Here is a 12,463-nt window from a genome sequence, read left to right on the forward strand (position 1 = left end):
ACTGCAGCACCGGGCTCCAGGCCATACACCTCGGCCACCGGCATCAGGAACAGTTTTTCGCCGCTGAAGCCCACCACCTCGGCTTCGACACTGCTACCGGAGGGCAACAACACCAGACAGCTGGCGCCGACCGGCAATTTGATGCCGACCGCCTCCAGCACCATGCCTGCAGCACGCGTCAGGCGGCCGCGCGGCAACCAGGGCCGGGTGGCATTGACAGTTTCCCGCCCATCAAGCGCATAGCGCTGCAGCCGCTGCAGAATCGGCGGCAATTGGTCATTGAGCAAGGTCATCGGCGGCCCATGCCTGTTCGAGCCCGAGGCTGGCAACAACGCGCTGCCAACGAGTGGGCAGGGTCAGGTCGACATCGACCATGGCATTGCTGATTATGCAACCGCCGCGATCGATGTGCGGATCTGCATCAAATCGCCACTGCCCGGCCTCAGGCTCGTTTTCGAACATGGCTTGGAGCAGCGCCACATCGTCAGGATGCATTTGCAGGCGTAGCGGCCCACGCAATTCGGGTATGCCATCGAGCGCTTCGCGCACCACACGTTGAACGCTGTTTGGATCATGCCTGAGACTGGTGCGGATGATCTGGCTGGCAATCGCCAAAGCCAAGTCGGCAATCGGTTTGGCAAGGATCGCTTCATAGCCTTGCACTGCTGACTCCAATGCGTGCAATAGCTCGGCAAACCGCGCCACATCGGCGGCAGCCTCCGCCCGCCCCTGCTCGATCCCCTGAGCCAGCCCTGTCGCCAGCCCCGCTTCGCGCCCGGCAGCCTCGCCGCTGGCATAGCCTTCACGCCAGCCTTCGTCATGCCCGGCCTGATAACCCTCTGCCCTGGCTGCCTGTCGCTCGGCTTGCAGCGCCTGTCGTGCCGCCTCCATCTGGCTGGCTTCATCCGGCTCTGCCGGCTCGACAGCGTGTGGCGTTTCGACAGGCATGGGCTCCGGCGCAACGGCTACGACCGGCACCGGTGCTTCGGCACGAAACTGGGGGCGCTGGATCGAAGCACCGGAGAATTGATCGACCTGCCATGCCGCCAGCTCGCCCACATCGGCGCCACGCATGATCCGTTTGCTTCCCCAAGCCTTCATTGCCCCACCTCACCGCTCATGCATGCCACACCGTAGCCAGTCCGCAGCCGGTGCTTACTCGACAAAGCCCTCGCCACCGCCCTTGCTGATGGCCAGCTGGCCCTCATCAGCCAAGCGCCGCACCACCTTGAGAATTTCGCGCTGCTCTGCCTCAACCTCGGACACTTTTACCGCGCCCTTGGCTTCGAAATCATCGCGCAGCATTTCGGCGGCGCGCTGCGACATATTCTTGAAGATCTTGTTGCGCAGGGTCTCGGACGTGCCCTTCATCGCGACGATCAGCGAGTCGGACGACACCTCGCGCAGCAGCAGCTGGATGCCGCGATCATCGACATCCATCAGGTTCTCGAAGGTGAACATCTTGTCCTGGATGCGCTGTGCCAGTTCCGGATCGTACTCGCGGATTGCATTGAGCGCGGATGCCTCGACCACGCCGCCCATAAAGTTGAGGATTTCCGCCGCCATCGGTTCGCCTCCCATGGCGGATTTCTTCACCCGATCGGCGCCAGACAGCAGCTGGGTAAGCACATCGTTGAGCTCGCGCAGTGCCGTTGGCTGCACCCCTTCCAGGGTGGCGATACGCAGCAGCACATCATTGCGCAAACGCTCGACGAACTGAGCCAGCACTTCGGATACCTGATCAGGCTCCAGATGCACCAAGATGGTGGCGATGATTTGCGGATGCTCGTTCTTGATCAGTTCGGCCACCGCCACCGAATCCATCCACTTCAGCGATTCAATGCCGGTGTTGTCGCCACCTTGCAAGATGCGGTCGAGCAGATTGGCCGCCTTGTCCGAACCCAGCGCCTTGGTGAGCACCGAACGGATGTATTCATCGGCAGCGCCGAAATTGGCACGATTCTGCGTTGCCGCCAGAAAGTCGGCCATCACTTCCTCGACCTGCTCGCGCGTGACGTTGTCCATACTGGCCATCGCCATACCGATCTTCTGGACTTCCTTGGGGCCAAGGTATTTGAACACTTCAACGGCGGCTTCTTCACCGAGACTCATCAACAAGATGGCGCTGCGGCGTATCGCTTCTTCATTGTTAGCCATGAAGCCTCACAGATGAGAGTTGCCACATGCACGGGCATGCAGCGAGATTAAGGATTCGCGGCGGCAAACCTAGCTGGTCTTCTGGTCGGACGGGTCGGCATTGAGCCACTCGCGTATCACCGTCGCCACCATGCGCGGGTCCTCGGTCGCCATTTCCTTGGCACGCTGCAGCAATTCGCTGAATGCCGCCATCTGCGCGCTGGCTTCCGCCTCGGCAACCACTTCCGCCTCGACCTCGGATTGCGCCAGCTCCTCTGCCGTCAGTGCCACCCCGCCAGCTTCGCCGCCCAAGGCGCCACGGTCCTGCTTGGGACGTATGACATCGCGCAGGATGGGCCGTACCACGCCAAACAACAGGTAGGCCAGCACCAAGGCAATCAGGATGACCTTGATGATGTCGGCAGTGTGGGTAATGAAGTATTCGGTGAGTTTTTCCAGGAAGGACTTGCCGGCAACCTCGAGTGCGCGATCGGCAAATGCGGCGTTGACCACCTTGACCGAATCACCACGCTCCTTGCTATAGCCTATCGACTCCTGCACCAGATTGGTGATCTGGTTGATTTCCTGCTGGGTGAGCGGTACCGACTTGACCCCGCCGTCCTTCTGCTGGACCGGCTTGAAATTCACCACCACCGCCGCATTGACCCGCTTGATTACCCCGACCTGCTGCCGTACATGGGCAATGGTCTTGTCCACCTCATAGTTGCGCGTCAGCTCTTTATGCGAACTGCCGCCCGCGCCACCCGCAGTCGCGCCCGGTGGGTTGGTCAGCGTTACCGGCGCCGTTGCCGTACCCGGAGGCTGATTCGATAGCGCCCCCGGCACGCCGGAAGGCTGCGATGCAGCCGTTCCTGCACCTTCAGCGGTCTGCTCGCTGCGGATTGCCGCTGCATTGGGGGGGGAATTGGGCTGGAATTTCTCGGAAGCCTGCTCGACTTCAGAGAAATCCATCTGCACGGTGACTTCAGCTTTGACATTGTCCGAGCCGACAATCGGCTGAAGGATTTTCTGAATACGCTCGCTGAGCGCCGCTTCCTGCTGATGCACCAGCACCAGCTGGCGCCGATTCAGCAAGCCATTTCCACCTTCGGCCATATCCGACACGCTGGACAGCAAATGACCATCCTGATCCAGCACCGATACGTTCTGCACCGGCATATCAGGAATACTGCTGGAAACCAGATGGACGATACCGGCAACCTGGGAAGACTCCAGCGCCCGACCTGGAAACAGGGTAACCAGAACCGAAGCCGTCGGCTTTTGCTCATCGCGTAAAAACACCGTCTGCTTGGGTATGGCCAGATGTACACGGGCCGATGACACCGCTGACAATGATTCGATCGAGCGCGCCAGCTCTCCCTCAATGGCACGCTGGTAATTGATCTGCTCACCAAACTGACTGATTCCGAATTTCTGGTTGTCGAGCAACTCGAAACCGACTGCACCACCCTTGGGCAGGCCCTGCGAGGCCAGTTGCAAGCGGGCGCTATGCACAAATTCAGCCGGCACCGAAATCACTCCGCCAGGCTCTAGCTTGTAGGGTATGTTCAGTTGCTGCAGGGACTGCACAACCTGCCCGCCGTCCTTGTCGGAGATGTTGGCAAACAGAATCTTGTAGCCGGGATCTTTCGACCAGATGACCGCAACGACAAAAGCCGCCAAGGCAGCCGCAGCAAGTGCGGCAATGAGGAGTTTGCGGGGAGTGGGAAGTTGATTGAAGCGCTGGATGAGATTCGGCTTCTCACCGGATTGGCCTTCACGGCTGTCGACAACGACGGCTTCATCCATAGATCAAGGCTTACACCTGCATGTTCATAACTTCCTGGTAGGCGGACACCAGCTTGTTACGAACCTGCACCATAGTCTGGAAAGACAGGCTCGCCTTCTGCAGCGAGACCATCACATCTTGCAAGTTGGCATCAGGCGAGCCCGACTCGAATGCCTGTTGCTTGGCTTGCGAATCAAGCTGCATCTGACTGACCTGGTCCAAGGATGATTTCAGCACCGAAGCGAAGTCGGCGCCTTCAGGCAAGCTTTCCGTGGAGGAACTGCCGTGCCCGGCAGCCTTTGCCGACATTGCCTTCAGTTCGCCCAACAGATTGTCAATGCCTTGCACGCTCATGACCCACCTCGACCACACCCAAATAACGACCGTGACGCCCTAACAATAGCAAGCAATTGGCGCACCATAAAAATTAATTACTCTTGCCAGCCTTCTTCGCGATATTGCTGCAACTTGTAGCGCAAGGTCCGCTCACTCATCCCCAGCCGCTCTGCCGCCAACTTGCGCACCCCCCCAGATGACTTCAGGGTATCAAGGATGTGCTGCCGCTCCAGTGACTTGATATCGGCTATCGCCGGTACAACTGGAGCACTGGCTTGTGGCTGATGCAGCGCTGCAACAGTTGCCGCCACAGGCGGCAATTCTTGCCGCCGACTTACCGGCAAAAACAGGTGCGCAGGCTCGACCTCATCGCCGGGCGCCAGTATCAAGGCGCGTTGCATCACATTCTCCAGCTCGCGGATATTGCCTTCCCAGCGATGCGCAGTAAGCGCCGCCGCAGCCGCCGCACTGATGGATGGCGACCGGCGCTTCGCCAAGGCCGAATGGCGAATAAGCATGGTCCGTGCCAAAGGAACAATATCGTCAGGCCGATCACGCAATGCCGGCAGTGCGAGCGGAAATACATTGAGCCGGTAGTACAGGTCCTCGCGGAAGCGGCCTGCAGCAACTTCGGCCGGCATATCCCGATTGGAGGTGGACAGCACGCGGATATTGATCGGGATCGGCTTCTTTCCCCCGACCCGCTCTACCTCGCGCTCCTGCAGCACGCGCAACAACTTGGCCTGTAGCGGCAAGGGCATTTCGGAAATCTCATCCAGCAACAAGGTGCCGCCTTCGGCCTGCTCGAACTTGCCGATATGCTGGTTGGCAGCGCCGGTGAAGGCGCCCTTTTCATGGCCGAACAAGGTTGATTCGAGAAGCTGCTCCGGAATGGCTGCGCAATTGATCGCCACAAACGGACCGCTGGCCCGGGCTGAATGCCGGTGCATATAGCGGGCGAGCACCTCTTTGCCGGTACCGCTTTCACCGGTAATCATCACCGCCGCCTCCGACGAAGCAACACGCTGCGCCACTTCAAGCAATGCGAGCATACCCGGGGCTTCAGCGATGACCGCCTCGTCGTCGACTGCCGGCAACATATACTTTGCAACGGTGGCCAATAAACTGTCCGGCTCGAACGGCTTGGGCAAATAGTGCGCCGCACCGGCATGCAGGGCTGCCACTGCCCTTTCGATCACGCCGTAGGCGGTCATCAGCACAACCGGAATATGGGGAAACTCGATCTTGATCTGGATTAATAGTTGCTCGCCATCCATGGGCTGCATCTGTACATCCGACAAGACCAGTCCGACTTTCTGTTGCCGCAACTGCGCCAGGGCAGCAGAACCGTCATCGCTGGCAATGGTTCGGTAGCCCGCTAACTCAAGGGTGTCGGTCAAGGCTTCGCGAAGATCACTATCATCCTCGACAATCAGAATCGGCAATGAAGGCATAAATGGCGTAGTCCGGAAAAGGCTTAACTGGAAATCAGCAACAAAAAATCGGGCTCATTTCTTTATCGCATAGCATGCCTCGGCAATATTTCCCTTACCTGAAAACGCCAAAGAAGACGCACGAGCCTTTACCATGGCTATACCCTTCCTCGAAAGACTGTCCGGCTGCGTCGCCAAATATGGCGAAAAATCGAATCCATCACCCGAGTCGGTTACCCGCATTCGCAATATTGAATGACCATCGCGGGAATAACTCTCCAGCTCGATATCGATGCGACCTGTTTGCAACTCAGCCAAGGCAACAAGGCGTGCATCCAGATACTGGTCAAGGCCGTCAAAAGCAGATTTCGCTTCCGGCGAGAGCTTCAGCAAGCCATGATCCAAGGCATTGACAAACAGTTCGGTCAGTATCAGAAAAATATCTGCATTGGCTTCTCGCAAGGGCTCCAGCTGAGACACAAAGCTCATTACCATCGGTATCGTCTGCAGGCGCCGCAATTCACTTGCACCCAACGATATCGCATAGCGCCAATCCAGTTGCGCATCAGCATCGAGCGGCATGCAGACAACCCGCCGGGAATCAGGCAATGGCAATCTGCTACCAGCGTCAATATCGACAATTGCCAGTGATACATCATCATGGCAAACAGCGCCGCCGAGAAATTCCGAGAGACGTGCAATGGTGCGCGCTCGAGCGTCCGTCGCAGTTACGCCAGCGGTAGCCAAAGCCAATCGGGCCAAACCAAACGACTCACCCGCCGCATTTCGCGCTTCAAGCAGTCCATCGGAACACATGACCAAATTGCCGCCCGACTCATAGGCATAATGCTCTACGGTGAGATCGAGTTCCGACTGGGGCACAATTCCCAAGGGCAGATGACGGGACTGCCATCGTTTAGACAATCTGCCCTTTTCATCATAAAACCGCACTTCCGGAATACCACCATTCCATACCGCAATTTGCCGACTGGAAAAATCGACCGCAACAAAAGCCAATGCAACGAACCTATCTACTGGCAATACTTGCCGGACTTTGCGATGCATCTCGATGAGAATGTCGCGCATCGCAAATCCGCGTTCAGTCATCGCATAGAATGGTTGGGTAAGCGGCAATACATTCAATGCTGCAGTCAATCCATGCCCGATGCCATCTGCCAATACCAAATGGAGAATATTGCCTGGCGTGCGTGCTGCCGCAATCAAGTCGCCCGAAAGACTTGCAGCGGGAGATATCCAGCAATGCAGCTGCGGATCTGATAGGCGCTCACGATTAACCAGCTGATCCATCAGGTATTGAGCGACACGTTTTTCTTCTTCTGAGCGATCAAAATACTCAGCCAGTGCAGACGCTTGTTCCCTGACTTTGCGATTAAGTTCGACGGTACGGCCAATTGCCTTGATTTTTGCCTCAAGAATGCGGTAGTTCACCGGCTTGAGCAGATAGTCATCTGCACCGGATTCCATCGCATCGGCAAGGCGCCCAACCTCTTCCACTGCCGTAACCAGCACAACCGGAATCCACATGCCGGCCAGGCGTTGTTTGATTTGCCTGGCCGCCTCGCCGCCATCGAGATGCGGCATCAACATGTCCATCAGCACCATATCCGGCCGCTCGGACAGGCATTTTTCAACCGCTTCGGCGCCATCCTTGGCCAGGATCAGCTGATGACCCAGCGACTCGACAAATCGGCCGATAAGCTGGCGCACTACTTCAGCATCATCTGCCAGCAAGATCTTCATGTGGTCTCTGAGGGATGCCGGCTAATTGTCATTACCGGATCGTGAATATCTTGCCAAAGCAGGCAATTTCGAGCACCTGACGTACCGTATCCCTGCAATTGACCAAGGCAAGGCTTTTGCCCGCGGCTGCCGCCTTTTCCTTGAGCAGAAGCAGCATGCCCAAGGCGGAGCTATCGAGATAATCAACCTGTTGGAAATCCACCAGAATCTCGCGTACCGACTCGGCAGACAACAAGTCATCGCAAGCTTGGCGAAAATCGCGATGGGCACTGAAATCAAACTGGCCGGACAGCAGCAGGCGCCCGGTTTGGCCATCAATCTCTACTAGAGCAGTCATGTCTTTGCTTCTTTGTGGAACGAGAATACCTGAACGATAGGAGAGCTAGGTCACTGCTGGCAACAGGATTGTGAAGCGAGCGCCTTGTTCCGGCTCGGACCACACTTCGATTTCGCCGCCAAATCCGGCTATCAGATTGCGTACGATTGCCAGCCCCAAGCCCGTTCCATCCGTGCGCGTAGTAAAAAATGGCTCGAACAGGCGATCCTTGACCGAGGCTGGCATCCCCTTTCCAGTGTCAAACACCACGATCCGCCAGTGATCGCCAGTGCGATCCAGACTCACGCCAATTTGCTGGCCCGCTTGTGTGGCTTGAACTGCGTTTTCCAGGAGATTGATGATAGCCCCGACCAACTCCTTGCGGCCCGCCTCAATCAGGGCGTGATCAACCGTCAATACAACCTGCCAGCTTCGCAGCATTGCCGAGGCTTGGGGCTGCACAGTCTGGATCGCCTCTTCCAGTACCGCCACCATATCGACCACCTCGAGCTCAGCCTGCTGTCCCTTCACAAACAGCAACATATTCTGGATCAGGTTTTCCAGATAGCGCAGCCGGCTTAGCGACTTCTCGCCAAATTTCAGGCGGTCAACCTCGCCAAGCTGTGGCTTGGTGAGGTTGGCGGTGTACAGCAAGGCAGTCGCCAACGGCGTACGAAGCTGGTGAGCGAGGCCCGCAGCCATCTCGCCCATTGCCGCCAGGCGCTTGTGCTGCTCGAGTTGCCGACGTAGACGCCAAGCTTCGCTGACATCATTGACCAGAAGTATGCGCCCCCCATCGACGAGTTGACTTTCCTCAATGGACAGGCGACGAATCGCGCCGGCACTAGCCATTTCCCACTCGCCAGCCACAGCAGTCATGGCCAGCTTGCTCGCCGCAAAGGAGTCCCAGGAACAACCAACCACACCTTCGTCAAAGATCGCCGTCGCCGCCGGATTCACGGCCGTTACAACACCACCCGCATCAAGCTCGATTACGCCACCAGGCAATGCAGCCAGCAAGCTTGCCAGGCGCTGCGATAACGCAGCCTTCTCTTCAAACTGCTGGCGCAGCGCGCCATTCGCCAGCGCCAGCTCCTCAGTCAACGAACCTACCTTCGACTCCAGCTCCTGGTAGGACTCAACCAGCTGCCGCGACGCTTCGGTAAACAAGGAAAAAGCCTGCTCCAGACCATCGCGATCGTTCAGATCCAGCGATCCGGCTGCCAAGTTTTGCTGGGCGCTCACTGTGCTTCCTTGTTGGGTAGGTTGGTATGAATTATAAAAGGGCAACACAACGCTGCCAGAAGCTTAACAATGCTTGCATTGCTGAGCATCACGAACGATAACGAATTGAGGCCGGGCAAAATGCCGGGAAATGCAGCGTCAGATCGGAACAGTTTGCACTGACGATGCACGCGGCAAGGTAGTCAGCTACCGACGTTCATCCGGACTCACGATCATCAATTCAATATTGCAGGAGTCGACAACGTGTCCGACCTGTTGAAGAAAATCGACGCGCGCACCAAGCTCGCCGGCACCAACAAGCTCGAAATCCTGCTATTCACCCTTGGCCTAGACCAGCGCTCCAACCGCCGTGAAAACTTCGGCATCAATGTGTTCAAGGTGCGCGAAGTGATGCGCACTCCCGATATCACCCAGGCGCCCGAGATGCCGCCGGCGGTGGAGGGCATGGTCAGTTTGCGTGGCAATCTGATACCGGTAATCGATCTGGCAAAGTATGTTGGCGTGCAAACCGAATGCCGCCCCGACATCATGATCGTGTCCGAATACAACGGTCATACCCAGGGGTTTCTGGTGGAGGCCGTCGACACCATCTTGCGGCTGGATTGGTCGCAAATGCGCGTACCCCCGGAAATGCTCAACAATAATATGCGCGGCCTTGTTACAGCGGTTACCGAGCTGGAATCAGGCAAGCTGGTGATGATGCTCGACGTGGAAAAGGTTCTTGCAGAAACCAATGATTTTGATGATTCGCATGACTTCAAGATCATCCAGCCACAAGAAGACCTGATGGGTAGCACGGTATTCTTCGCCGATGATTCAACCGTGGCGCGCAAGCAGATTACCCGGACACTGGATGCCTTGAAACTCAACTATATCGAATCCATCAATGGCAAACGTGCATGGGACGAGTTGCAAAAAATCGCCGCACAGGCTGATATTACTGGGCAGCCGGTGCGCAGCATGGTGCAAATGATACTAACCGACGTAGAAATGCCGGAAATGGATGGCTATATGCTGACCAAGGCAGTAAAAAGTGATCCGCGATTTGCCGGCATTCCCATCTTGATGCACTCCTCTCTCTCTGGTGGATCAAATCAGAAATTGGGTCAATCGGTCGGCGTCGATGCCTATGTGTCTAAATTCGAACCGCAAAAACTGACCGATGCCATCATCACCATGCTGCGTAGTACGCAATCGAAATAGTTAGCCTTCTGCCGACCAAGGGAAATAGTCCATGTCATCAGCCAACTCTACCCTGCTCGACAGCGTCGACGCCCGCACCAAGCTTGCCGGCTCGAACAAGATGGAAATCCTGTTGTTTTCCCTCGGTACGCGGGAAACCTTCGGCATCAATGTATTCAAAGTCAGGGAAGTCTCCCAAACGCCGAAAATCACCAAGACACCGAATATGCCGATCGGTGTTGAGGGCGTGATTTCGCTGCGCGGGAATATCATTCCGGTTATCTCCCTGTCCAAGTTTGTCTGCCCGAATGATCCGATCGCCGATCGGGAAGAGACAATGATTGTTACGGAATTTTCCAAACACACGCAGGGCTTCCTGGTGCAATCGGTTGACCGGATCATCCGGGTTGACTGGAACAAGGTCAGGGCACCGGAAAGCATGCTGGCTGGCAATCAGGCCCTGATCACTGCCATTACCGAACTGGAAGATGGCAAACTTGTTTCCATTCTCGATGTCGAGCAAATCCTGTCCAGCGTGATTGGTGAAACATTTGTTCCTGATATCCCGTCTGTCGCCGTGGATCAGGAAAAATTCATGTTCTTTGTCGACGACTCGATGGTCGCACGGCGCGAAATCATCAGCGTACTCGACAAACTTTCGGTGAAATATCACCAATCCACCAATGGCGCCGAAGCTTGGGAAAAGCTGCAAAGTCTGGCCAGCCGGTATCAAAATGATGGCGAAGGTCTGAATCAACACCTCAAGTTGATCCTGGTTGATGCTGAAATGCCGGAAATGGACGGTTATGTGCTGACCAAGCATATAAAATCGGATATGCGTTTTCAGGGTATTCCGGTTGTAATGCACTCCTCACTGTCTTCCAATGCGAATCGCGCCATGGGTAGTAGCGTCGGAGTCGACGCCTATGTCGCAAAGTTTGATCCCTTTGTACTTGCCGAAACCATCTCGCCTTTCTTGCAAAGCTAACGCAGTAACTGACGATATAGCCGCACGCCAAGTCAAGGCAGCGGGAAAAAACGGAGCGTGTTATGACCGACAAAAATATGCGATTCCTGGTGGTTGACGACTTTTCCACGATGCGCCGGATCGTCCGAAACCTGCTCAAGGAATTGGGCTTTGGGAATGTGGAAGAGGCTGAAGATGGCCAGGTTGCACTTCACAAACTTAAGTCCTCGACATATGACTTTCTGGTTACTGACTGGAATATGCCGAATATGACCGGCATTGAGCTGCTGAAAGCAGTGCGAGCCGACCCGACTCTCAAGCATTTGCCCGTGCTGATGATTACCGCCGAGGCAAAAAAAGAGAATATCGTCGAAGCGGCGCAAGCCGGCGCCAGCGGCTATATTGTCAAGCCATTCACGGCCGCTACGCTGGATGAAAAGCTTGGCAAGATTTTCCAGAACATGAACAAGTAAGCAGGAGTGCGACGTGAGCGACAAAGCCAATAGCAGCGGTGACTCCGACGAACTGCAAGCATTGTTCGATAGCATCGTTAATGCCAGTAGTCCGGGAGATGCTCCTTCCGCGGCGCCCGAGCCAGCCCGGAGTGAGCCCCTTCAATCAACGCCAAGTAATGAAGAGAAAGGCGGATCCGGCGGCCAGATGGAGGAGCCGGCTCGCTCCATGTTCGCCAGTATCGGGCAACTCACCCGCAAGGTGCACGACGCATTGCGTGAGCTGGGCTACGACAAGTCTCTGGAAAAGGCCGCGTCAACCATCCCGGATGCGCGTGATCGGCTTGCCTATGTCGCTACCTTGACCGAACAGGCAGCCAACCGCACTCTGAATGCAGTGGATATTGCCCAACCACTGCAAAACAAAATCGAGAGTGATACCGATGCCTTGGCCCATGAATGGGACAAACTGTTTGCCAATCAGCTGACGGTTGATGAGTTCAAGCAATTGGCACATCGCACTCGAGACTACCTGAAGGCAACCAGCGAAAACGTCAGGGGCACCAATGAGCAGCTGCTGGAAATCATGATGGCGCAGGATTTCCAGGACTTGACCGGCCAGGTAATCAAGAAAATCGTTGAAATGGCAAAGGAGATGGAGTCGGGCCTGCTCGAATTCCTGGTTCAGTTCTCCGGCTCCTCGTCCAATGTCGTGGCCAAGCCCATCGCCGAAGTAGATCCATCGCTGGAAAACGGCCCGGTATATAACGCGGACGGACGCACCGATGTCGTAACCAGCCAGGAACAGGTTGACGATCTGCTAGCCAGCTTGGGCTTCTAAGCAGA

General features: G+C 56.4%; 12 protein-coding genes and 1 pseudogene. 4 read left to right on the forward strand and 9 right to left on the reverse strand.

Annotated elements, in window-relative coordinates; all coding sequences use genetic code 11:
• From ACE3OH_RS02600 to ACE3OH_RS02640, 9 genes and pseudogenes are all read right to left on the reverse strand, one after another.
• Positions 1 to 293, reverse strand: a pseudogene (locus ACE3OH_RS02600) (flagellum-specific ATP synthase FliI); the annotation flags it as partial.
• A complete protein-coding gene (fliH, locus tag ACE3OH_RS02605; RefSeq protein WP_374347992.1) occupies positions 277 to 1,074 on the reverse strand; it encodes a flagellar assembly protein FliH in 798 nt (265 codons plus the stop codon). The gene fliH and the pseudogene ACE3OH_RS02600, both read right to left, overlap by 17 nt.
• An 81-nt stretch (positions 1,075 to 1,155) precedes the next feature.
• Complete coding sequence (fliG, locus tag ACE3OH_RS02610; protein ID WP_374347995.1) at positions 1,156 to 2,157, reverse strand: flagellar motor switch protein FliG; 1,002 nt, start codon at positions 2,155 to 2,157, stop codon at positions 1,156 to 1,158.
• Positions 2,158 to 2,226: 69 nt separating this feature from the next.
• Positions 2,227 to 3,945, reverse strand: coding sequence for a flagellar basal-body MS-ring/collar protein FliF (fliF, locus tag ACE3OH_RS02615; RefSeq protein ID WP_374347997.1), 1,719 nt, complete (start codon positions 3,943 to 3,945; stop codon positions 2,227 to 2,229).
• A 10-nt stretch (positions 3,946 to 3,955) separates the two neighbouring features.
• Positions 3,956 to 4,279 (reverse strand): flagellar hook-basal body complex protein FliE, encoded by a 324-nt coding sequence (gene fliE, locus ACE3OH_RS02620; protein ID WP_374348000.1) that lies wholly within the window; start codon positions 4,277 to 4,279, stop codon positions 3,956 to 3,958.
• 77 nt (positions 4,280 to 4,356) lie between these two features.
• On the reverse strand, positions 4,357 to 5,715 hold the full coding sequence (locus tag ACE3OH_RS02625) for a sigma-54-dependent transcriptional regulator (RefSeq protein WP_374348003.1): 1,359 nt from the start codon (positions 5,713 to 5,715) through the stop codon (positions 4,357 to 4,359).
• A gap of 54 nt (positions 5,716 to 5,769) precedes the next feature.
• Positions 5,770 to 7,455, reverse strand: coding sequence for a SpoIIE family protein phosphatase (locus tag ACE3OH_RS02630; RefSeq protein WP_374348005.1), 1,686 nt, complete (start codon positions 7,453 to 7,455; stop codon positions 5,770 to 5,772).
• A 31-nt stretch (positions 7,456 to 7,486) separates the two neighbouring features.
• Positions 7,487 to 7,792: an STAS domain-containing protein gene (locus ACE3OH_RS02635; RefSeq protein WP_374348008.1), complete on the reverse strand. Its 306-nt coding sequence runs from the start codon at positions 7,790 to 7,792 to the stop codon at positions 7,487 to 7,489.
• A gap of 45 nt (positions 7,793 to 7,837) precedes the next feature.
• Entirely contained in the window at positions 7,838 to 9,061 is a 1,224-nt protein-coding gene (locus ACE3OH_RS02640) for a PAS domain-containing sensor histidine kinase (protein WP_374348013.1), read from the reverse strand.
• Between the two features lie 198 nt (positions 9,062 to 9,259).
• Between ACE3OH_RS02640 and ACE3OH_RS02645 the strand changes: the two genes are divergently transcribed.
• The 4 genes from ACE3OH_RS02645 (at position 9,260) to cheZ (ending at position 12,458) form a co-directional block, all read left to right on the forward strand.
• A complete protein-coding gene (locus tag ACE3OH_RS02645) occupies positions 9,260 to 10,219 on the forward strand; it encodes a chemotaxis protein (protein ID WP_374348015.1) in 960 nt (319 codons plus the stop codon).
• Positions 10,220 to 10,250: 31 nt separating this feature from the next.
• The gene (locus ACE3OH_RS02650) at positions 10,251 to 11,186 is read left to right on the forward strand and encodes a chemotaxis protein (RefSeq protein WP_374348017.1); all 936 of its coding nucleotides are present in this window, start codon (positions 10,251 to 10,253) and stop codon (positions 11,184 to 11,186) included.
• 62 nt (positions 11,187 to 11,248) lie between these two features.
• Positions 11,249 to 11,638, forward strand: a complete 390-nt coding sequence (gene cheY, locus ACE3OH_RS02655) for a chemotaxis response regulator CheY (protein WP_374348020.1) — start codon at positions 11,249 to 11,251, stop codon at positions 11,636 to 11,638.
• A 187-nt stretch (positions 11,639 to 11,825) separates the two neighbouring features.
• Positions 11,826 to 12,458 (forward strand): protein phosphatase CheZ, encoded by a 633-nt coding sequence (cheZ, locus tag ACE3OH_RS02660; protein WP_374348065.1) that lies wholly within the window; start codon positions 11,826 to 11,828, stop codon positions 12,456 to 12,458.
• The last annotated feature ends 5 nt before the right edge of the window (positions 12,459 to 12,463 follow it).

Source organism: Chitinimonas sp. (assembly GCF_041904975.1).
In the GTDB taxonomy this organism is placed as follows: domain Bacteria; phylum Pseudomonadota; class Gammaproteobacteria; order Burkholderiales; family Chitinimonadaceae; genus Chitinimonas.

Coding starts and splice junctions, on each gene's coding strand:
- fliH (WP_374347992.1), bottom strand. CDS start 1,074: ATGCGTGGCGCCGATGTGGGCGAGCTGGCGGCATGGCAGGTCGATCAA.
- fliG (WP_374347995.1), bottom strand. CDS start 2,157: ATGGCTAACAATGAAGAAGCGATACGCCGCAGCGCCATCTTGTTGATG.
- fliF (WP_374347997.1), bottom strand. CDS start 3,945: ATGGATGAAGCCGTCGTTGTCGACAGCCGTGAAGGCCAATCCGGTGAG.
- fliE (WP_374348000.1), bottom strand. CDS start 4,279: ATGAGCGTGCAAGGCATTGACAATCTGTTGGGCGAACTGAAGGCAATG.
- ACE3OH_RS02625 (WP_374348003.1), bottom strand. CDS start 5,715: ATGCCTTCATTGCCGATTCTGATTGTCGAGGATGATAGTGATCTTCGC.
- ACE3OH_RS02630 (WP_374348005.1), bottom strand. CDS start 7,455: ATGAAGATCTTGCTGGCAGATGATGCTGAAGTAGTGCGCCAGCTTATC.
- ACE3OH_RS02635 (WP_374348008.1), bottom strand. CDS start 7,792: ATGACTGCTCTAGTAGAGATTGATGGCCAAACCGGGCGCCTGCTGCTG.
- ACE3OH_RS02650 (WP_374348017.1), top strand. CDS start 10,251: ATGTCATCAGCCAACTCTACCCTGCTCGACAGCGTCGACGCCCGCACC.
- cheY (WP_374348020.1), top strand. CDS start 11,249: ATGACCGACAAAAATATGCGATTCCTGGTGGTTGACGACTTTTCCACG.
- cheZ (WP_374348065.1), top strand. CDS start 11,826: ATGGAGGAGCCGGCTCGCTCCATGTTCGCCAGTATCGGGCAACTCACC.